The 19,601-nt window shown below is 67.4% G+C and carries 18 protein-coding genes; 11 read left to right on the forward strand and 7 right to left on the reverse strand.

The window, feature by feature from the left end:
• Window positions 1-72: 72 nt before the first annotated feature.
• Window positions 73-966, reverse strand: a complete 894-nt coding sequence (locus tag N825_RS00435) for a LysR family transcriptional regulator (RefSeq protein ID WP_211098363.1) — start codon at window positions 964-966, stop codon at window positions 73-75.
• Between the two features lie 148 nt (window positions 967-1,114).
• Here N825_RS00435 and N825_RS00440 point away from each other — a divergent pair, with 148 nt between their 5' ends.
• From N825_RS00440 to N825_RS00475, 8 genes are all read left to right on the forward strand, one after another.
• The gene (locus N825_RS00440; RefSeq protein WP_037445864.1) at window positions 1,115-1,729 is read left to right on the forward strand and encodes a glutathione S-transferase family protein; all 615 of its coding nucleotides are present in this window, start codon (window positions 1,115-1,117) and stop codon (window positions 1,727-1,729) included.
• A 114-nt stretch (window positions 1,730-1,843) separates the two neighbouring features.
• Entirely contained in the window at window positions 1,844-2,278 is a 435-nt protein-coding gene (locus N825_RS00445; RefSeq protein ID WP_198038123.1) for a hypothetical protein, read from the forward strand.
• Between the two features lie 222 nt (window positions 2,279-2,500).
• A complete protein-coding gene (locus tag N825_RS00450) occupies window positions 2,501-4,606 on the forward strand; it encodes a carbon starvation CstA family protein (RefSeq protein ID WP_051511331.1) in 2,106 nt (701 codons plus the stop codon).
• Window positions 4,599-4,799, forward strand: coding sequence for a YbdD/YjiX family protein (locus N825_RS00455; RefSeq protein WP_157618903.1), 201 nt, complete (start codon window positions 4,599-4,601; stop codon window positions 4,797-4,799). The genes N825_RS00450 and N825_RS00455 overlap by 8 nt, the downstream gene beginning before the upstream one ends.
• Window positions 4,800-4,962: 163 nt before the next feature.
• Complete coding sequence (locus tag N825_RS00460; RefSeq protein WP_245612956.1) at window positions 4,963-6,411, forward strand: sensor histidine kinase; 1,449 nt, start codon at window positions 4,963-4,965, stop codon at window positions 6,409-6,411.
• Entirely contained in the window at window positions 6,396-7,856 is a 1,461-nt protein-coding gene (locus tag N825_RS00465; protein WP_037445869.1) for a sigma-54-dependent transcriptional regulator, read from the forward strand. The genes N825_RS00460 and N825_RS00465 overlap by 16 nt, the downstream gene beginning before the upstream one ends.
• A 112-nt stretch (window positions 7,857-7,968) precedes the next feature.
• Window positions 7,969-8,694 carry a hypothetical protein gene (locus N825_RS00470; protein WP_051511332.1) on the forward strand — a complete coding sequence of 242 codons (726 nt, stop codon included), beginning with the start codon at window positions 7,969-7,971 and terminating at the stop codon, window positions 8,692-8,694.
• Between the two features lie 119 nt (window positions 8,695-8,813).
• Window positions 8,814-10,142 (forward strand): MFS transporter, encoded by a 1,329-nt coding sequence (locus N825_RS00475; RefSeq protein WP_084164077.1) that lies wholly within the window; start codon window positions 8,814-8,816, stop codon window positions 10,140-10,142.
• Window positions 10,143-10,278: 136 nt separating this feature from the next.
• Here the strand turns inward: N825_RS00475 and N825_RS00480 are convergent, their stop codons facing one another.
• From N825_RS00480 to N825_RS00500, 5 genes are all read right to left on the reverse strand, one after another.
• Window positions 10,279-11,124: a calcium-binding protein gene (locus N825_RS00480; RefSeq protein WP_037445871.1), complete on the reverse strand. Its 846-nt coding sequence runs from the start codon at window positions 11,122-11,124 to the stop codon at window positions 10,279-10,281.
• A 177-nt stretch (window positions 11,125-11,301) separates the two neighbouring features.
• Window positions 11,302-12,717, reverse strand: coding sequence for a class I adenylate-forming enzyme family protein (locus N825_RS00485; protein WP_051511333.1), 1,416 nt, complete (start codon window positions 12,715-12,717; stop codon window positions 11,302-11,304).
• On the reverse strand, window positions 12,714-13,535 hold the full coding sequence (locus tag N825_RS00490) for an enoyl-CoA hydratase/isomerase family protein (protein WP_037445873.1): 822 nt from the start codon (window positions 13,533-13,535) through the stop codon (window positions 12,714-12,716). Before N825_RS00490 ends, N825_RS00485 begins: the two co-directional genes overlap by 4 nt.
• Window positions 13,536-13,566: 31 nt before the next feature.
• Complete coding sequence (locus N825_RS00495) at window positions 13,567-14,802, reverse strand: MFS transporter (protein ID WP_051511334.1); 1,236 nt, start codon at window positions 14,800-14,802, stop codon at window positions 13,567-13,569.
• Between the two features lie 21 nt (window positions 14,803-14,823).
• Entirely contained in the window at window positions 14,824-16,071 is a 1,248-nt protein-coding gene (locus N825_RS00500; RefSeq protein ID WP_037445877.1) for an ABC transporter substrate-binding protein, read from the reverse strand.
• Window positions 16,072-16,243: 172 nt separating this feature from the next.
• Between N825_RS00500 and N825_RS40715 the strand changes: the two genes are divergently transcribed.
• Genes N825_RS40715 through N825_RS00515 form a run of 3 tightly spaced genes read left to right on the forward strand, consistent with a single transcriptional unit; the run spans window position 16,244 to window position 18,568 of the window.
• A complete protein-coding gene (locus N825_RS40715) occupies window positions 16,244-16,987 on the forward strand; it encodes a FadR/GntR family transcriptional regulator (protein WP_281174344.1) in 744 nt (247 codons plus the stop codon).
• A 42-nt stretch (window positions 16,988-17,029) separates the two neighbouring features.
• Window positions 17,030-18,022 carry an acrylyl-CoA reductase (NADPH) gene (acuI, locus tag N825_RS00510; protein ID WP_198038124.1) on the forward strand — a complete coding sequence of 331 codons (993 nt, stop codon included), beginning with the start codon at window positions 17,030-17,032 and terminating at the stop codon, window positions 18,020-18,022.
• A 60-nt stretch (window positions 18,023-18,082) separates the two neighbouring features.
• Window positions 18,083-18,568: a GNAT family N-acetyltransferase gene (locus N825_RS00515; protein ID WP_245612957.1), complete on the forward strand. Its 486-nt coding sequence runs from the start codon at window positions 18,083-18,085 to the stop codon at window positions 18,566-18,568.
• Between the two features lie 18 nt (window positions 18,569-18,586).
• Here the strand turns inward: N825_RS00515 and N825_RS00520 are convergent, their stop codons facing one another.
• A complete protein-coding gene (locus tag N825_RS00520) occupies window positions 18,587-19,474 on the reverse strand; it encodes a universal stress protein (protein WP_037445881.1) in 888 nt (295 codons plus the stop codon).
• Window positions 19,475-19,601: the final 127 nt, after the last annotated feature.

Raw genomic sequence — 19,601 nt, forward strand, 5'->3', positions numbered from 1 at the left:
GTGACGTGACGTGGGCGGCCCCGCCGGGACGTTCCGGCGGGGCCGCCTTTCCGCAATCCCAGTTCCATCGGCTCAGGCCGAAGCGTAGTCCCACGCGGCGCCCAGCTTCGCCCGGAGCGCCGCGGTGATCCAATCGACGAAGGCCCTGGTCCGCGCCGGCAGTGGCCGGGCGTGGGGATGGATGACGCTGACCGGCCGGGGCGGCGGTTCGAACTCGGCCAGGACGATGCGCAGGCGGCCTTCCGTCACGTGGTTCGCCACCTGATATGACAGGAACATGCCGAAACCGATCCCGGCGACGCAGGCGTCTATCGCGGGAGCGACCTGGTTGAATTCCAGGTTGCCGGTCACCGGCACCGCGAAGCCGCGGCCATTCTCCTCGAAACTCCACCACGGGTGCCCGGCGCCGGAGAAATCGATGCAATTGGCGTCGAGCAGGTGCCGCGGATGGGTCGGAAGCCGGTCCGCCAGATAGTCGGGCGACGCGACCACCATACGGCGGACCTTGCCGACTTGGTGGGCGATCAGCGTCGAGTCCTCCAGCGGACCGATCCGCACCCCGACATCGACGCGCTCCTCGTGCAGGTTGATCATCCGATCCGCCAGTATCAGGCCGCATCGGACCTTGTCGTGCCGGCGCACGAAGTCGATGACGGCCGGCGCCACGTGCATCTGGCCGAACAGGACCGGCGCCGTGATGGTCAGCCGGCCAGCCGGTTCGCCGGCCTCGTTGCGGAGCGCTTGTTCCGCCTCCTCGACCGCCGCCAGCAAGTTCCGGCAGCTTTCCAGATAGCCTTGTCCCTCCGTGGTCAAGGCGATGTGCCGCGTGGTGCGGTTGAACAGCCTGACACCCAGATCGGCCTCCAAGGCGGCCAGGACACGCACCACCGTGGGCAGCGATGCCCCCATGGCATCGGCGGCGGCGCTCAAGCTGCCGCGATCGGCGATGCAGACGAAGGTTGTCATGGCTTTAAACTTGTTCATCCGAAGGATTACTCTACTTTTCGGAACTATGAAATCCTAAAAAACGTATTTTTATGATCGCGTCAATCGGGCAAAACACAACTCGAGACCTCCAAAGGTCGGACGCGTGATCATGAAAGCTTGACCACAAATGATAAAATTTTATCGATTTGCCTTATCTGGCCATAGTCACCGGGTTGAACTGTTCCTCTCGCTCCTGGGACTTCCCTTCGAACCAATAGATGTCGATCTATTGGGTGGTGAACAACGTGGCGCCGCCTTCCTGGCGCTCAACCGTTTCGGACAGGTTCCCGTCATCCAGGACGGCGACGTCACCCTGGCCGACGCGAACGCCATCCTGGTCTATCTGGCCGCCCGCCACGGCGCCGAACATTGGGCGCCGCGAGACCCGGCCAAGGCCGCCCAGGTGCAGCGCTGGCTGTCGGTCGCCGCCGGGCAGGTGGCGTATGGTCCCTGCGCCGCCCGGCTGGTCACGGTCTTCAAGATGAGCTTCCACGCCGACGAGGTCATCGCCCGCGCGCACGCGCTTTTCGCCGTGATGGAGGACGAGTTGGCCGAGCGGCCGTTCCTCACCGGGGACGAACCGACCATCGCCGATATCGCCAACCACACCTACATCGCCCACGCGCCCGAAGGGAACGTCTCGCTCGATCCCTATCCCAACCTGCGCGCGTGGCTGGCGCGGGTCGAGGCCCTGCCGGGCTTCGTGGCGATGCCCCGCACCGCCATCGGTTTGGCGGCCTGAACCCGATCGCCTTTGAGCCGGCCTTCATCCAAGCTGAGGGAGGGGGGCTCCATCCTCCATGACCTTCCGGATCGAGCCCGCCGATCCATGGGCCGATGAAAAAGGAGAGCGGGAATGGCAACGCCTGGTTCCATGCATCCCAAGCTGATCGTCCTCACGCTTCTTTCCTTGCTGGCCTTCGCCGGAAATTCCCTGCTGTGCCGCATCGCGCTCAAGCAGACGGCGATCGATCCGACTTCCTTCGTCGCCATCCGGTTGCTGTCGGGCGCCCGGGTGCTTTGGCTTGTCCTGTGGTCGCGAAAGCGGACCCGGGAGATGGAGGGCACATGGCTCGGCGCCTGCGCCCTGTTCGCCTACGCGATCACCTTCTCCTTCGCCTATTCCATGATTCCCGCCGGCACCGGCGCGCTGCTGCTGTTCGCGTCGATCATCTTCCTGGGAGAAATCGTCACGCCGGTGCTCGTCGTCGCGTCCATCGCGATCATCGCTGGTGGTGATGAGGAGGAAGCCGGCGCTGGCGCTCGCCCGCCGGTGAGGGTGGGAGGATAGGGGCGAGACGAAATGACGCGTGGTTAGGAGCGCGCGCAACAATCAGCACCCACGATTATCGCAATCGTGTGGTTGTTCGGCGCGTCGAGTTGGCGGATATTGCGCTGGGACGTCCGTTTTCAAGAGCCTTTTTCGAAACGGCCCGATTTTTCGGAAGGGTGCGGGTTTCGTGAGGGACGGGGGGCGGATGAAATTCGTAGCGCCATGAAAGGCACTCCTTCCATGAGTAGGTCCGCTCAAACATTCGGCCAGACGCTGATATGGATCGCCGTCACCCTCGCCGCGACCGTCGCGTTCGGCTGGATCGCCCTCAACCGGGGTGAAACGCTCAACGCCCTCTGGATCGTCGTCGCGGCGGTCTGCGTCGCTCTCCTGGCATACCGCTTCTACAGTCTGTTCATCGCCCGGACCGTCCTTCAGCTCGACCCCCGGCGGCAAACGCCGGCGGTCCGGTACAATGACGGCCTGGACTTCGTGCCGACCAACAAATACGTGCTGTTCGGGCACCATTTCGCGGCCATCGCCGGCGCCGGCCCGCTGGTTGGCCCCGTCCTGGCGGCCCAGCTGGGCTACCTTCCGGGAACCCTCTGGATCCTGGTCGGCGTCGTGCTGGCCGGCGCCGTCCAGGACTTCCTGATCCTGTTCATCTCGATGCGCCGCGACGGCCGCTCGCTGGGCGACATGATCCGGACCGAAATGGGGCAGGTGGCCGGCGTCATCGCCATGTTCGGCGTGCTGCTGATCATGATCATCCTGCTGGCCGTGCTGGCCCTGGTCGTGGTCAAGGCGCTGGCCCACAGCCCGTGGGGCACCTTCACCGTCTTCGCCACCATTCCGATCGCCATGCTGATGGGGGTCTACACCCGCTTCCTGCGGCCGGGGCGGATCGGCGAGATGTCCGTGATCGGGTTCCTGGCGCTGATGGCCGCGATCTATCTCGGACAGGTCGTCAGCCTGAACCCGACGCTGTCGGCGATGTTCACCTTCAGCGGCGAGTCGCTGGCCCTGATCATCATCGGCTATGGCTTCGTCGCCTCCGTCCTGCCGGTTTGGCTGCTGCTGGCCCCGCGCGACTATCTCTCGACCTTCCTCAAGATCGGCACCATCCTGGGTCTGGCGCTAGGCATCCTGTTCGTGATGCCCGAGCTGCGGATGCCGGCGGTCAGCCGCTTCGTCGACGGCACCGGCCCGGTGTTCGCCGGCTCGGTGTTCCCGTTCCTGTTCATCACCATCGCCTGCGGCGCGGTGTCGGGCTTCCACTCGCTGATCTCCTCGGGCACCACGCCCAAGATGGTCGAGAACGAGGAACAGACCCGCATGATCGGCTACGGCGCGATGCTGATGGAAAGCTTCGTCGCCATCATGGCGCTGATCGCGGCCTGCGTGCTGGAACCCGGCCTGTACTTCGCCATGAACAGCCCCGCCAGCCTGATCGGCACCTCGGCGGACCAGGCGGCCCAGGTCATCAGTTCCTGGGGTTTCGTCATCACGCCCGAGATGCTGACCCAGACGGCGGTCGACGTCGGCGAGGGCACCATCCTGTCGCGCGCCGGCGGCGCCCCGACCCTGGCGGTCGGCATGGCGCACATCCTGTCGTCGGCGATCGGCGGCAAGGCGCTGATGGCGTTCTGGTACCACTTCGCCATCCTGTTCGAGGCGCTGTTCATCCTGACGACGGTCGACGCCGGCACCCGCGTCTGCCGCTTCATGATCCAGGACCTGCTCGGCACTTTCGTGCCCGCCATGAAGCGCACCGAATCCTGGGGCGCCAACGTGGTCGCCACCGCGCTGGCGGTGACAGCCTGGGGCTACTTCCTGTATCAGGGCGTCATCGATCCGCTGGGCGGCATCAACACGCTGTGGCCGCTGTTCGGCATCTCCAACCAGATGCTGGCCGCCATCGCGCTGATCCTGTGCACCGTGGTGCTGTTCAAGATGAAGCGGCAGCGCTACGCCTGGGTCACCCTGGTCCCCACCGTCTGGCTGCTGATCTGCACGCTGACCGCCGGCTGGCAGAAGCTGTTCCACCCCAACCCGGCGATCGGCTTCCTGGCGCACGCCAACAAGTACGGCGACGCGCTGGCGTCCGGTCAGATCCTGGCCCCGGCGAAGACGATCGAGGAGATGAACCGCATCATCTTCAACGACTACATCGACGCCGGCCTGTGCGCCCTGTTCATCCTGGTCGTGCTGGCGATGGTGTTCTACGGCGTCACCGCGATCCGCAAGGCGCTGTCCAACCCGAATGTCACCACCCACGAGGTCGGTCCGGCCCCCGCCGCCCGCGTGGCCCCACGTCTGGGCGCCAAGGGACCGCGTCATGCATGACCTGAGATCCATGATCGGCCGGTTGAAGGAGACGGGCCGGCTGATGATCGGGATACCCTGCTACGACACCTATGTGGCGCATCGGCTGGAGAACCACCCCGACCAGCCGGTGATGACCTACGAGGAGTTCTTCCGCGAGCGGCAGGACAAGCGGTACGGGGTCGGTGGCGGTGGCATGAACCGCTGCTGCTGACCCGGGGAGAGATGGGGAACCAAGCCGGGGCGGGACGCCGATGGGATCGGCGTCCCGCCTTCTTGGCGGGCATCTTGACCACCGTCTTGCCGCCCGCCATCCCCAAGGTCATATAGCTCCGGTGAGATCACTTCGCGGACGCCTCCTGGCATTATGGATCCTGTTGCTGGCCTCCGCCGGATCGACCGGCTTCCTTCTGGTCGAGTTCTACCGGCAATCGGCGACCGTCCAGGTGGCGCAGGCCGAGACGGCGGTGGCGCGCGCCTGCCAGGACATAACCGACCGATACGCCTTCTTCACGGCGGGCTGGGCGCGGCCCGCCGTCGTGGATGCGGACCCGGCGCTGAAAGCCGATCTTGTCCTCGTCGTCCAATCCGCCCTCGCCCGATCGCTCGGCGTCGAGGGCGGCATATGGCAAGCCCGATCCGGATCGCTCGCCTACGCGTATCCGACCTATGAGGGAACCGGTCCGAAAAGCGACCTTCCCGCCGCCGAACTGTCCGCCATCTCCCGCATCAACAACGACGCCCTGGATTCCGAACGGCCCGTGGGCCTGCGCCGGGCCGGGCAGTCGCAGACCCTGGTCCTGCAGGCTTGTCCACTGCCACCGCCGATCCGGGACGCGACCGCCTGGGCGATGACGCGGGCTTTCACGGGACAGGGACCCGCCTTCAACCAACTGCTCGCGGGCTTGGCGCTCCTGACAGTGACCGTGCTTGGGTCGGCGCTGTTCCTCGGGCGTCTTCTCCTGATTTTCTCACGGCGCATCGCCGTGCTCGAACAGACGCTCGCCACCCATGATCAGAACGCCCACGAGTGGGGGAAGGGCGACCTTCCGGTGTTGGAGCGCACGGGGGAGCGCGAGCTGGACCGACTGGTCGACGCGCTCAACGCGACCGGACAGCGGCTGGCGGACGCGCGGCGGCGCGCGTCGACGGCGGAACGCCTCGCGGCGGTCGGGCGGCTTCTGGCCGGCATGGCGCATGAGATCCGCAATCCGATCGCGGCCATGAGGCTCAAGGCCGAGAACGCGCTGGCCAGTCACGACCCGGAGCGCGGCCGGGGGGCGCTGACCGCCATCCTGGATCAGATCGCGCGCCTCGATGGCCTGCTCCGCGACTTGCTGGCGTTGACGCAGCATCGCGAGCCCCGGCGCGAGCCGGTCGATATCGCGTCGCTGCTCTCGCTCTGCGCCAACCTGCATCGGGACTTGGCCGAAGCGAAGGGCATCGTGGTCGAGGTCGTCATCGACGCCGCGATCCAGGCGGGGGACGAGCGGCCTTGCCTGGACGCCGGCCAGATCGCGCGCTGCCTGGACAATCTCGTCCTCAACGCCATCCAGACCATCCCCGAAGGCGGCGGCACCATCCAGCTCGGCGCTTTCCGGAACGGGGAGACCTTGCTTCTCCGGGTGAGCGACACGGGACCGGGGGTGCGGGACGATTTGCGCCAGCACTTGTTCGAACCCTTCGTGACCGGCCGGGCCGATGGAACCGGCCTTGGCCTCGCGATCACCCGCGAGATCGCGCTCGCCCATGGGGGCGACGCCCGGCTGGTCAAGACCGGGCGGGGAGCAACCTTCGAGATCGAGCTGCCATGGCAACCGTCCTGATCGTCGACGATGACACCGCGTTCCGCGAAAGCCTGGCCGAGACGATCGTCGATCTTGGCCACGTCGCCGCGACCGCCGCGACGGGGCGGGAGGCGCTCTCCCATCTCGATGGGAAGCGGTTGGTGGACGCCGTCCTGCTCGATCTGCGGATGCCGGGCGAGCTGGATGGCATGGCCGTGCTGAGGCGGATGCGCGAGACGCCATCGCCGCCCCCGGTGGTGATCGTCACGGCCTATGCCAGCGCCGACAACACGATAGAGGCCATGCGCCTTGGCGCCTTCGACCATCTGACCAAACCGATCGGGCGAGACGAACTGGCACGGCTGCTGGCGCGTATTCCTTTCCAGGACCGGGCTGGGCGCGGGGCTGATGTCTGTGGCGGCCCGCCATCCGCCGAGTCCGGCCCCCCCGAATTCGTCCAGGATGGCTTGATCGGTTCCAGCGAGGCGATGAGGCGCGTCCAGAAGATCATCGGCATGGCCGCCGACAGCGACGCCACGGTGCTGATCTCCGGTGAGACCGGTACCGGAAAGGAAATGGTCGCCCGCGCCCTTCATGAGCATAGCTGGCGCAAGGGCGGACCGTTCGTGGCCGTGAACTGCGCCGCCATCCCCGCCGATCTCTTGGAAAGCGAGTTGTTCGGTCATGTCAGGGGCGCCTTCACCGGGGCGGCCGTGGACCGATCCGGCGCTTTCCGGGATGCCAACCGGGGCACGCTCTTCCTCGACGAGATCGGCGACATGCCCTTGGCCATGCAGGCCAAGATCCTGCGCGTCCTGCAGGATAGGATCGTCACCCCCCTGGGCGGCCGCGCGGCCGCGGTCGATGTCCGCATCCTGGCCGCGACCAACCGCGATCTGCCCGATCAAGTGGCCCAAGGCGGTTTTCGCGAGGACCTGTATTATCGCTTGAACGTGGTTCCAATCGCCCTGGCGCCCTTGCGTGAGCGGCTGGCGGATATCGTGCCTCTGGCGGAACACTTCCTGGCGCTGAGCGCCGTTGGCGGCATCGCCAAACGGTTGTCGGCCGAAGCGGCCGCCAGGCTGCTCGAACACGGTTGGCCGGGAAACGCGCGCGAGCTGCGAAACACCATCGAGCGGGCCAGCGTGCTGGTGCGCGGACCCGTGATCGAGGCGTCGGATCTCGGCCATCTCATCGCCGGCCCACCGGCGTCGGGGGAGCGCGGCGCCGCCGTCGACTGGCTGGCCGGCGATTTGCCGACCGCGGTGGCGCGTCTCGAGGTGGCGATGATCCGGCGGGCCTTGGACGAAGCCAATGGCAACCGAGCCGAGGCCGCGCGGCGCCTTGGCGTCCAGCGCCAGCTTCTCTACGCCAAGATGGAGCGTCATGGCCTGGGCTCCAATGGCATGGGCTCCCATGGCCCGGACTCGGCCGGCGACCTGTCGGCGAAAACGACACCCGGTGTCGGGAAAGACGACACCTGACACCCTGGGTGGAGCGTGAAATCCCGACGCTCCGCGGCGAAGTACATGGCACGCCCTTTGCCTTGAGACACCTTGGAGGCGACATCGCCTACCGCCACCAAGGATTTTGGCAATGTTCAAGATGTCACGACACCACACGATTTCCGGCGCGCTGATCGCGACGATCGCTCTCGGCGCCGCGACCGTTTACGCCCAGTCCGGGCCATCCCTCTGGGACCCGGCTCAGCTTCCCGAGACGAAGGGCGTCGTCAAACAATACACGCCAACGCCACGCGGCGATATCGACGGCCTGATCCTGACGGACGGCACGGAAGTGAAGCTGCCGCCCCACCTCACCAGTCAAGTGGTGTTCGCCGTCAAGCCGGGTGATCAGGTCACGGTGCGCGGCTTGAAGGCTCGCGCCGTACCTCTGGTCGATGGCGCTTCCATCACCAACGACGCGACCGGGGTGACGGTGACCGACAATGGGCCTCCCGACGCGAACGAAACCGAGACGACGGTATCGGGACGGATCGCGACGGTCCTGCATGGAAAACGTGGCGAGGTCAACGGGGCGGTGCTCGAGGATGGCGTGACGCTTCGTCTGCCGCCGCCGGAAGCGGCGCGTTTCTCCGACCTGCTCCAGACGGGACGGATGATCAGCGCTCGGGGGATCAGTCTCACCACTCTCATGGGAACCTTGGTGGAAGCGCGCGCCATCGGCGCCACGCCCGAACAATTGACCGAACTCGCCGTCAGGCCACCGATGGGACCCAAAGGTCATGGTCCCGGCGCCGGTCCGGGGCATGGCCCCGGCGGACGGGACGGGATCGCGCCGCCGCCTCCTCCACGCGGCTGAGTGGAACTTCAGAGCGAAACCCTTCAAGTGGATGGAAGATCCCAGATGAGCCGGCCTCCCGCGCGCGGACCCTTTCCGATGTCGAACCATGACCAAGCACCTTCGATCCGGAGGATGCCTTGACGGCGAACCCGACCATCGACGTCTCCGGTCCGTATGTCTCGAAGCGCGGGGGAGGGCGGCCCGCCGGTACCGTCCTGCGCGGCCTTGACTGGCTGAACTTCTTCCTGGCCGACGTCCGTGACGGCTTGGGGCCATACTTGGCGATCTATCTCATAGCCGTGCGGGGACCGGAGCACGGCTGGAACGAGGCCACCACCGGACTTGTCATGACCATCGCGGCGGTTGCCGGCCTGATCGCGCAAACTCCCGCGGGCGCCTTGATCGATCGTACGAACAACAAGCGCGCGATCGTGATCGCGGGTGCCGTCGCGGTGACCTTCAGTTGTCTCGCCCTGCCGTTCATCACCGACTTCTATCTCGTCGCCGCGACCCAGTCGGTGGCGGGCATCGCCGGGACCATCTTTCCGCCTGCGTTGGCGGCGATCACCCTTGGCATCGTCGGTCCGAAGGCGTTGTCGAAGAGGATCGGCCGCAACGAGGCCTTCAACCACGCCGGCAACGCCACCTCGGCGGCGATAGCCGGCGTCACCGCCTATTTCTTCGGTCCGGTGGTGGTGTTTTGGTTGATGGGGGCGTTGGCGGTCGCCAGCATAGGATCGCTGCTGATGGTTCCGGCGGCCGCGATCGACAACGATCTGGCACGCGGCCTCTCCGAGGATGGAAAGGAGGAGGACGGCACGGCCGGGGACCAACCCTCCGGGTGGTCGGCGCTCCTGATGAACCGTGATCTGCTGGTGTTCGCGGTGCTGGCCGTTCTCTTCCACCTCTCCAACGCGGCGATGCTGACATCGGTCGGGCAACTCCTGACCCAGACCGTCGGCAAGGAATACGCCACGACGTTGGTCGCCGTCTGTATCGTCGTGGCCCAGCTCGTGATGGTGCCGGTCGCGATGGTGGTGGGCGCCAAGGCGGACGTGTGGGGACGGAAGCCGCTTTTCCTGGCCGCGTTCGGGGTCCTGATGGCGCGCGGCGTGCTCTACACCGTCTCCGACAATCCCTTCTGGCTGGTTTCGGTGCAATGCCTCGACGGTGTCGGCGCCGGGATCTATGGAGCGCTGTTCGCCGTGATCGTCGCGGATCTGACCCGGGGTACCGGGCGCTTCAACGTCAGCCAAGGCGCTGTCGCGACGGCGCAGGGACTGGGAGGTGCCGTCAGCGCGACGCTGGCCGGGTTCATCATCGTCAACGCCAGCTATGACGCGGCTTTCCTGACGCTCGCGGCGATCGGCGGCGCTGGTTTCGTCCTCTACGCGGTGGCGATGCCCGAGACCAAGGCCTACAAGCCATCAACGACAGCCCGCGTCAACGAAGTCCGGCGCCGATGATGGCGGCCATCGCCAATCGAGGAGTTGGGAGCGGGGCGTTGGCGTGAGGGCCTGGAAGTCGGCGCGGGCGGCGTCCCGAGACGCTTGGTCTCGGAACGCCGCCCGCGCTTCCCTCGGTGTTTTCACACAGCCGCCATCAGCCGATCGCGAAGAAGGCGTTCGGGTTGGACTGGATGTCGTCGGCGGAGACGTTCATCAGCGTGATGGTGTCGCCGTTGCCGAGGTCGACCACCGCGTGGCCATCGATGGTGGTGACGCGCGCGGCCAGATCGTCGGCGCTCGACACCGACAGGCCGTTGATGTTGCGCGAGACCAGCAGGATGTCCTCGCCCTTGTTGAAGTCCATCACGACGTCCTGGCCGCCGCCGCCCCGGAAGGTGAAGGTGTCGGCGCCGGCGCCGCCGGTCAGGGTGTCGTTGCCGGTGCCGCCGCGCAGGACGTCGTCGCCCGTTCCGCCGAACAGGATGTCGTCGCCATTGCCGCCCGACAGCGTGTCGTTGCCGGAACCGCCGTATAGGATGTCGTCACCGTTGTCGCCGCGCAGGTAGTCGTCGCCGGAACCGCCGTGGAGGACGTCGTTATGGCCGCCGCCATACAGCATGTCGTTGCCCGAACCGCCCCTGAGGATGTCGTTGCCGGTGCCACCCTCGAGGATGTCGTTGCCGCTGCCGCCCTCCAGGATGTCGTGACCGTGCTCGCCCTTCAGCAGGTCGTCCCCGGCCCCGCCCATCAGGATATCGTCGGAGGTGCCGCCCAGCAGGGTGTCGTTGCCGGAGCCACCCAGCAGCGTGTCGGACCTGGCGCCGCCGCTGAGATAGTCCTCGCCGGCCCCGCCGTCCAGCACGTCCTCGCCCCAGTTGCCGAACAGCATGTCGTCGCCTTGGCCTCCGATGATGAGGTCATGGCCGCCGCCGCCCGATATGAAGTCGGCTTCGTTGGTGCCGTAATGGGTGTCGTATGCCCCGCCCGGAAGAGTCGCCATGAACAGCCTCGCTTCAAGTCCGTTATCGTGATTCAAATTCGCTGAACGCGAAATTGGCTTAACTCATTCGAATGATCAAGCGGGCTGTCGTGGACTCGCTATTTGTCACAAAATACCAGGGAACACTTCGAGATTAAGGGTAATTCACCCTTATTCGCGGCATTTGCGCGCGCGAGGTCATGGCTTCTCGATCCTGTCGTTTATCCAGCCCCGCAGCGCTCCCCGATCGGCCTTGCCGGTGCGGCCCAGCGGCAGTTCCGGAGCGAAGTGGAAGGCGTCGGGGATCTTGAACCGCTCGATCCGGCCGGTGGCCCAGCCCGCCAGCGTCCCGGCGTCGAGCGTGGCACCGGCGCGCGGGACGATCAGGACGTGCAGCCGTTCGCCCAGCAGCGGATCGGGCACGCCAGTCGTCAGGGCCGCCGCCACGTCGGGGTGGCCGCAGAACAGGCGATCGATCTCCATCGGCGCGATCTTGTTGCCGCCGCGCGAGATGATGTCCTTCGCCCGTCCCACCAGTTCGACATGGCCCAGGGGATGGAGCCGCGCCAGATCGCCGGTGCGGAACCAGCCGTCGTCGAACGAGGCGGCCGTGAGGTCCGGCTGGTCGAGATAACCCAGCATGCCGAAGGGCGTCCGGATCAGCAACTCGCCGGTCGTGGCGTCGATCCGGAACTCGACGCCAGGGGTCGGCAGACCGATGGTGCCAGCCGCCGCGGCCCGGATTTCCGGCGTGGCGTGGAAGTCGCACGATCCCGTCTCGGTCAGGCCATAAAGGTCGAACAGGCCGGCATCGGGAAAAGCCTCGCCGATCATCGCCGCCAAGCCGCCTCCCAGCGGTTCCCCGCCGGTCAGGATTTGCCGGAGCCGGGGAGCGGACGGCACTTGGCCCTCGCTGGCGAACAAGGCCCGCAGCATGGTCGGGACCAGCGCCGCCGTGGTGACACCGTCCTCCAGGGCGGCGCGGACGGCGGCGGGTGTGAACTTCGGCATCATCCGAAGCCGTCCGCCGGCCAGGATGGTCAGCAAACCCGCCCAGATGCCGAATATGAAGGTCACCTGCAACGGCAACAGCGTGTCCGTCCGCGGCGTGAACCCCAGCATGCCCTGAAGGGCATCGAGCTTGGCGGCGAACCTGTCATGGCCGATCACCACTCCCTTGGGGGTGCCGGTCGAGCCGGAGGTGAGGATCACCAGGGCGGCGCCGTCCAGCAGCGGGCGCTGCGGCGGCGGCTCGGCGGCGACCTTGGTCACGTCACCGGTGGCGCCTTCCACGATCAGGCGGGTGGCAGTGGCCGCGCGCAACGTCTCGACCACGGCGGCCGGGGAGGACGCGTGGATCGGAATGGCGACGCCCCCGGCGGTCCAGACACCCAGGAAGGCGGCGATGTCGGCGGCGCGGTTGCCGACGCCGATCATCACGGGCTCATCGGGGGTGATGCCATGGCGCCGCAACTCCGCCGCGAGGGCGTCGGCGCGGGATAGGAGGGCCCCGGCGTCGAGCCGTTCCGATGGGTCCTCGACGGTCGCGGGGGCCCGCTCCAGCCGTTCCCGCAGAAGGCTGGCGAGGTTGCGGCCCTGATTTGCCGACGTCATCGGGATCTCTCCGGGAAGCGGCCGTCGCGCCACGCGATGGCGGCGCGCAGGCCCTCGGCCCGCGCGATCTCCATGAAGCGCAGCTTGTCGGGCGAGCCCTCGCCCTCGATCTGGAGGTCGATGTCCAGGGCGGCCTCCAGCGCCTCGCCCATGCCCATGATCTCGAAGGTCCGGTTGATCGCCCGCTTGGTCTGCTTGACCAGGTTGGGGTCGATCGCCGCGATGTGGCGGGCGGTCCGCAGGGCTGATTCCATCAAGTCGTCGGGCGGGACCACCCGGTTGACCATGCCGATCTGGTACGCCCGCTCCGCCGGGATGCGGTCCTCGCCGGTCAGGATGATCTCCTTCGCGATCTTGGGGCCGACGATCCAGGGCAGGATCATCACGACGATGCCGGCGCCGAACTTCAGCTCCGGTTCGCCGAACACCGCCTTCTCCGACGCGACGGTGATGTCGCAGGCCAGCGCCAGCTCGCAGGCGCCCGCCAGGCAGTGGCCATTGACGGCGGCGATGGTCGGCTTGGACAGCCGCCAGAATCGGATCACCGGATCGAAGTCGTTCCGCAGCAGGGTCCGCCAGCGCGCCACGCCCGAGGGCTGGCTCTCCATCTGTTCCTTGAGGTCGAAGCCGGAGGAGAAGGCGGTGCCGGCGCCTGTCACAACGACGGCGCGGATCTCGGGATCGGCCTCGATCTCATCGAGCGCCTGATCAAGCTCCTTCAGCATCGTCTGGTTGATGGCGTTGAGGCGCTCCGGCCGGTTGAGGGTCAGGATCGCGACGCCGTCGTTTTTCTCGAACAGGATGGTCGTGCGGCTCATGGTGGATCACCCAGGGATTGGAAAGAGGATTTCAGCGCTTGCCGTTGGCGATCGACAGGGCGGCCGGATCGGCCCGCAGGCGCAGCATGGCGATGATGCCGAGGAACGGGCCGATCGCCAGCACCATGAAGGCGTGGGACCAGCCGACCGCGTCCACCACCAGAGGCAGCAGATGGATGCTGACGAGCGTCAGCAGGAAGCCGGCGCAGGTCTGGATCGTCAGCATCGTTCCGACCAGCGAGCGGTCGCAAAGTTCGGCCACCGTGGCGGAGAACTGACCGGAGTCGGCGATGACACTGACACCCCAAATGATGCCGACCGCCACCAGCAGGGCTGGCGGACCATCGAACAGCAGGCCGATGGTCAGGGCGCAGATCCCGCTGACCGCCATCGAGACCGAGGTCACCAGGGTGCGGCCCCAGCGGTCGGCCAGCCAGCCGGCGCCCAAGGCCCCGAAGGCGCCGGCCCCGACCACCGCGAAGGTCGCGAACTTGGCGGTGGTCGAGGAACCCTCGCCCAGCGTCAGCGCGAAGCTGGCGTGGATGAAGACGCCGAACCACGCCCACATGGCGTAAAGCTCCCACATGTGGCCGAGATAGCCAAGGTTGGCCAGCCGCAGGGGCCGGTTCCGCCACGCCTCCAGCGCGTTGCCCAGCCGCAGCGGCGGCGCCTTCGCCACGTTCGGTCCGATCGACACGAAATTGATCAGGACGGCCGCCAGCAAGGCCGCCGCCGACGCCGTCACATAGGGTGCCCGCCAATCGACCCCGCCGAAGGCCGCCAGCAGATGGGGCGAGGCCGAGCCCAGCGTCAGCGCCGCGATCAGCAAGCCGATCAGCAGGCCAAGGTCGCGCTTGGCCCAGGTGGTGGCGATCTTCATGCCCACGGGATAGACGCCGGCCATGCACATGCCGGTCACGAAGCGCAGCACCGGCAGCATGGCGTCGACCGGCTCGAACGCCAGGATCGCGACATTGGCGATCGCCGCGATCAGGGCCGACGCGGCGAACAGATGCCGGAGGTCCAGGCGGTCGGGCAGGCTGAGCAGGGCGCTGCCCAGCGTTCCCACGACGAACCCCGCCTGGACGCTGCTGGTCAGCAGCGCCTCCTGGAACGGTCCCAGCGTCCACTGGGCCTTGATGCTGGCGAGCGACGCGGTGGTGGCGAACCACACCGACATGGCCGCCACCTCGCTGGCCAGCAACAGGGCCAGCGACAGCGTCCTGCCGGCCGAGCGCGCCGCCACCTGACCGCCGGGACTAGCCATGCCGGGTCAAGCCCTGCGAGGTCATTGGGCCGCGGCCGTGGTCTTGACCAACGGGCACTCGCTGTCCTTCAAGGGCCGGAACGCCTGGTCGCCGGGGATGGTGGCGACGGTGTCGTAGTAGTCGTAGGGCTGCTTCGATGCCGCCGGCGTCTTGACCTGGAACAGGTGCATGTCGTGGATCTTGCGGCCATCGATCCGGATGCTTCCCTTGCCGAACAGGGGATCGTCGGTCGGCATCGCCTTCATCGCCTCGACCATGTGACGGCCGGAGCGGGCCGCCTCCTTGTCGGGCATGGCGGCGATCGCCTTCATCCAGTGCAGGGTGGAGGCGTAGGCGCCGGCCTGGTTCATGGTCGGGTAGCGGCCGCCGTTGCGCTTGACGAAGCGCTCGGTCCAGGCGCGGGTGCCGTCGTTGAGGTCCCAGTAGAACGCCTCGGTCAGCAGCAGGCCCTGCGCGGTCTCCAGCCCGATCGAGTGGACGTCGGTCAGGAACACCAGAAGTCCGGCCAGCTTCTGACCCGATTGCGACAGCCCGAACTCCGCCGCCTGCTTGACGGCCGTGATGGTGTCGCCGCCGGAATTGGCGAGCGCCACGATCTCGGCGCCGCTACCCTGCGCCTGGAGCAGGAACGACGAGAAGTCGTTGCTTTGGAAGGGCGCCCGGACCTGGCCCACGACCTCGCCGCCATTGGCCTTGATGATCGACATGGCGTCGCGTTCCAGCGCGTGGCCGAAGGCGTAGTCCGCCGTCAGGAAGAACCAGCGCTTGCCGCCGTTGGCGATCACCGCCTTGGCCGTGCCATTGGCGAGCGCCCAGGTGTCGTAGGTCCAATGGACGTTGTTGGGCGTGCAAGCCTTGCCGGTCAGGTCCGAGGTGCCGGCGCTGTCGATCAGGAAGACCTTGTCCTTCTCCCGCGCGATCTCGGACACCGCCAGGGCGATCGAGGAGGTCGGCACGTCGGCGACGACGTCGACCTTGTCGCGGTCGAACCACTGGCGGGTGATGTTGGCGCCGATGTCGGGCTTGTTCTGGTGGTCGGCCGAGACGATCTCGACCCGGAAGCCCTTCTCCTCGGGCTTGAAGTCCTCCACCGCCATCCGGGTAGCCTCGACCGAGCCGATGCCCGCGATGTCGGAATACAGGCCGGATTGGTCGTTGAGCACGCCGATCCGGAACACCGGCAGAGTGGAGTTCTGGGTCTGGGCTTGGACCGGATAGGCCGAAGCCAGCATGGAGGCCGCGATCAGGCCCGCCGCGATGGAACGCATGTGTTTCCTCCCTTTTGGTGTCGCGCGGGCCTCTCCGTGCCCGACATTCGACAGCTAAGCGTCAGGCTCGCCCCAGATGTCGCTATTTGTCAAACAAATAATCTGATGACTTTTTTGCCTTTCGGCCGCCGCCGACTATGCTAGGGTGCGGGTCAATGGAAGCGACGGCGGGATGCGGAACGGGATGGGCATCGAGTTCAAGGACGTGGTCACCGCGAGTGCCGCCAAGCAGATCGCGGAGAGTATCCGTGCCGCCATCCTCGACGGCAGGCTCAAGATCGATGAGCGGCTGCCGACGGAGGACGAACTGGCCCATAGGTTCGGCGTGTCGCGTCCGACGGTGCGGGAGGCGCTGAAGCGGCTGGCGGCGCAGCATCTGATCCGCTCGCGCCGCGGACCGACCGGTGGCAACTTCGTCGCCAGCCCGGCGCCCGAGGACGCCGCCCTGTCGCTGGCCAACGCCACGACCCTGATGGTCGCGGTGGGGGATTTCAGCCTGGACGACGTGGCGACCGCGCGGCTGGAGTTGGAATCGGTCTGCTGCCGGCTGGCGGCGGCCAATCGGGCGGATGTCCACCTGAAGGCCATGCGGACCGAACTGGCCCGCCAGCGCGACGAGGCCATCACCGACGAGGAGTTCTGCGCGTCGGATGTCCGGTTCCACCGGGCGCTGGTCGACGCCACCGGCAACGCGCTGCTGAGCTTCGTGATGCATTCGGTGGTCGAGGCGCTGCAGCCGGTCAGCAACATGATCATCTTCCGCGTCCGCGACCGCCACACCATCGCGGGGTTCCACGAACGCATCCTGGCCGCGATCGAGGATCGCGACGGCGAGGCCGGCGTCACGGCGCTCCAGGACCTGATGGCCTATATCCGCGAGCGCTACCGCGAGGCGCTGGAGCGCCGGGCCAGCTAGGTCGAAAGAACATCAAGAACGATCAACACGGGAGAGAACGCGATGACCATTGAATCCTTTAAAGCCCTCGTCGCGGAGCAGGCCGACGGCAAGCCGAAGATCGGCCTGACGCGCTGGACCGACGCCGATCTGCCCGATGGCGACGTGACCGTCGCGGTCGAATGGTCCAGCCTCAATTACAAGGACGGGCTGGCGCTGACCGGCAAGGGCCGCATCCTCCGCAAGTTCCCGATGGTGCCGGGCATCGACTTCGCCGGCACGGTGACCGAATCCAAGTCGCCTGACTTCAAGCCCGGCGACGGCGTGATCCTGACCGGCTGGGGCGTCGGCGAGAGCTGGTCCGGCGGGTTCGCCGAACGCGCCCGCGTCAAGTCGGAGTGGCTGGTTCCCTTGCCCGACGGCCTGGGCGCGCGCCAAGCCATGGCGGTCGGCACGGCGGGCTTCACCGCGATGCTCTGCGTCATGGCGCTGGAAGGACACGGCATCGACCGCGAGCGCGAGATCCTGGTGACGGGCGCCGCTGGGGGTGTTGGCAGCGTCGCGGTCCGCCTGCTGGCCAATCTCGGCTACACGGTCGCGGCCTCCACCGGCCGGCCGGAACAGGCCGATTACCTGAAGTCGCTAGGCGCCTCGGTGATCGTCGACCGCAACGAGCTGTCGCAGCCGTCCAAGCCGCTGACCTCCGAACGGTGGGGCGGGGCGGTCGACACGGTGGGCGGCGTGACGCTGGCCAGCGTGCTGGCCGGGACCGCCTATGGTGGTGCCGTCGCCGCCTGTGGACTGGCGGGGGGCGCCGACCTGCCGTCGACGGTGATGCCTTTCATCCTGCGGAACGTGGCGCTGCTGGGTGTCGATTCGGTCAATTGCCCGAAGCCGCGCCGCCAGGAGGCGTGGGCCCGGATCGCGAAGGAACTGCCGGCCGAGGCGCTCGACGCGGTGACCACCGAGATCACGCTGGAGGAACTGCCGGGAAAGGCCGAGGATATCCTGAAAGGGCAGGTCCGCGGCCGCACCGTGGTTCGGATCGCCGGCTGACCCACGGGGCGGGTTCGAGCGAGGGGAGCTGACAAGGGAATGCGGGCGCGGTGGCGACAGATGACGGTGGCTGATCTGCCGCTGGTGGAGCGGATCGCGGAGATCGTCCACCCAGCATATCCCGAATCGGCGGAGGTGCCGGCGGAACGGCTGGCGCTGTTCCCCGCCGGCTGTCTGGTCGCCGAGGATGGGGCCGTGGATGGTACCGGCGCCGCGCTCGGTTACGCCGTCAGCCATCCCAGCCGGCTCGGGCGCCCTCCGGCGCTGGACAGCCGGCTTGGCGGGTTGCCCCGCGACGCCGATTGCCTCTATTTGCATGACGTCGCGTTGTTGCCCGAAGCCCGCGGGCTGGGGCTGGGCGAGGCGCTGACCGTGTTGCTGCGTGATCTCGCGCGCCGCCAAGGTTTGCCGATGCTGGCGCTCACCGCCGTCAACCGCTCGGCGCCCTACTGGAGCCGGCGCGGGTTCAAGCGGTATCCCGGCGACGCGGTGCTGGCGGCGAAGCTGGCGTCCTATGGCGAGGATGCCGCCTACATGGTGGGCTGAGCCGCTTTCTTCCGGCGGTCAGTGCGCCATCAGCACGGGGATGCGCGAGGCGTTCTCCAGCACTTGACGCGTCGCCCCGCCCAGCATCATCTCGCGGAAACGGCTGTGGCCATAGGCTCCCATCACCAGCAGGCTGGAACCGAGATCGAGGGCGCGCTGCGTCAGGACATGGCCCACCGGCTCCTCGGCGATCCGGGGCAGCCGGTCGATCGCCGCGTCCACCCCATGCCACGCCAGATGGGCCACGAGATCGGCGGCGCCATCCACCTGCCGGCGCGGGTCCTCCCGGACCAGGATGAAGACCCTGCCGGCCTTGGCGAGGAACGGCATCGCGGCGGTGACCGCGCGCGCGGACTCGGCACTGTCGTTCCAGGCCACCGCGACCGACTGGCCGAACCGCTGGGGCGACACGGGAGGCGCCAGCAGCAGCGGCCGTCCAGCGTCGAACAGCACGGCGTCACGGGCGGTCGCCAGGGGGCCGAGAGCGGCGTGGCTGCCCTGCGGCACGACGATCAGGTCGGCGCAGCGGGCGACCTGCGTCAGGACGCGGTCGATCCGCCCTGTTTTCACGTGAAACCACGCGCTCGCCTGCGGCGTTCCCGCCTCTGGTCCCTCCGCCGCGGGATGCTCGACCAAAGGCGCGTCGGCGGCGGATCTGGCGCGGTTGAAGAACAGATCGGCTTCCCGCGAGGCGGCGGCCATGGCTTCCCACCGTTGCTGGATCAGCCGCTCCATCATGTCGGGCGGAACCGCCTCGCCCATGATCGGGATGACCTCACGCGGGTCCAAGGCGATGAACACCGCGTCGACATGGGCGTCGAACAGTCGAGCCGCCATGAACGCCAGCCCGAGCGTCGTCTGGTCGGACGGCTGTCCCGTCAAAGGCGCTAGGATCTTCCTGATCATTGTTTCCCCCCATCACGGCATCCGGCATTCCCGGACCGGCGATCGTCCTCATCCTGCGCCGCGGGTGGGTTCCGTGCCTTAACCTGGATTAATCATGTTATGCCCAGCGCTTGACCAAGCCCGTCCT

This window comes from Skermanella stibiiresistens SB22 (assembly GCF_000576635.1).
GTDB classification, from domain to species: domain Bacteria; phylum Pseudomonadota; class Alphaproteobacteria; order Azospirillales; family Azospirillaceae; genus Skermanella; species Skermanella stibiiresistens.

Bases quoted from the DNA above. Each gene is read 5' to 3' on its own strand.
- acuI (WP_198038124.1), top strand. From the start codon at position 17,030: ATGACCATTGAATCCTTTAAAGCCCTCGTCGCGGAGCAGGCCGACGGC.
- N825_RS00485 (WP_051511333.1), bottom strand. From the start codon at position 12,717: ATGACGTCGGCAAATCAGGGCCGCAACCTCGCCAGCCTTCTGCGGGAA.
- N825_RS00470 (WP_051511332.1), top strand. From the start codon at position 7,969: ATGTTCAAGATGTCACGACACCACACGATTTCCGGCGCGCTGATCGCG.
- N825_RS00450 (WP_051511331.1), top strand. From the start codon at position 2,501: ATGAGTAGGTCCGCTCAAACATTCGGCCAGACGCTGATATGGATCGCC.
- N825_RS00445 (WP_198038123.1), top strand. From the start codon at position 1,844: ATGGCAACGCCTGGTTCCATGCATCCCAAGCTGATCGTCCTCACGCTT.
- N825_RS00515 (WP_245612957.1), top strand. From the start codon at position 18,083: ATGACGGTGGCTGATCTGCCGCTGGTGGAGCGGATCGCGGAGATCGTC.
- N825_RS00435 (WP_211098363.1), bottom strand. From the start codon at position 966: ATGACAACCTTCGTCTGCATCGCCGATCGCGGCAGCTTGAGCGCCGCC.
- N825_RS00440 (WP_037445864.1), top strand. From the start codon at position 1,115: ATGATAAAATTTTATCGATTTGCCTTATCTGGCCATAGTCACCGGGTT.
- N825_RS00520 (WP_037445881.1), bottom strand. From the start codon at position 19,474: ATGATCAGGAAGATCCTAGCGCCTTTGACGGGACAGCCGTCCGACCAG.
- N825_RS00455 (WP_157618903.1), top strand. From the start codon at position 4,599: ATGCATGACCTGAGATCCATGATCGGCCGGTTGAAGGAGACGGGCCGG.
- N825_RS00495 (WP_051511334.1), bottom strand. From the start codon at position 14,802: ATGGCTAGTCCCGGCGGTCAGGTGGCGGCGCGCTCGGCCGGCAGGACG.
- N825_RS00465 (WP_037445869.1), top strand. From the start codon at position 6,396: ATGGCAACCGTCCTGATCGTCGACGATGACACCGCGTTCCGCGAAAGC.
- N825_RS00500 (WP_037445877.1), bottom strand. From the start codon at position 16,071: ATGCGTTCCATCGCGGCGGGCCTGATCGCGGCCTCCATGCTGGCTTCG.
- N825_RS00480 (WP_037445871.1), bottom strand. From the start codon at position 11,124: ATGGCGACTCTTCCGGGCGGGGCATACGACACCCATTACGGCACCAAC.
- N825_RS40715 (WP_281174344.1), top strand. From the start codon at position 16,244: ATGCGGAACGGGATGGGCATCGAGTTCAAGGACGTGGTCACCGCGAGT.
- N825_RS00490 (WP_037445873.1), bottom strand. From the start codon at position 13,535: ATGAGCCGCACGACCATCCTGTTCGAGAAAAACGACGGCGTCGCGATC.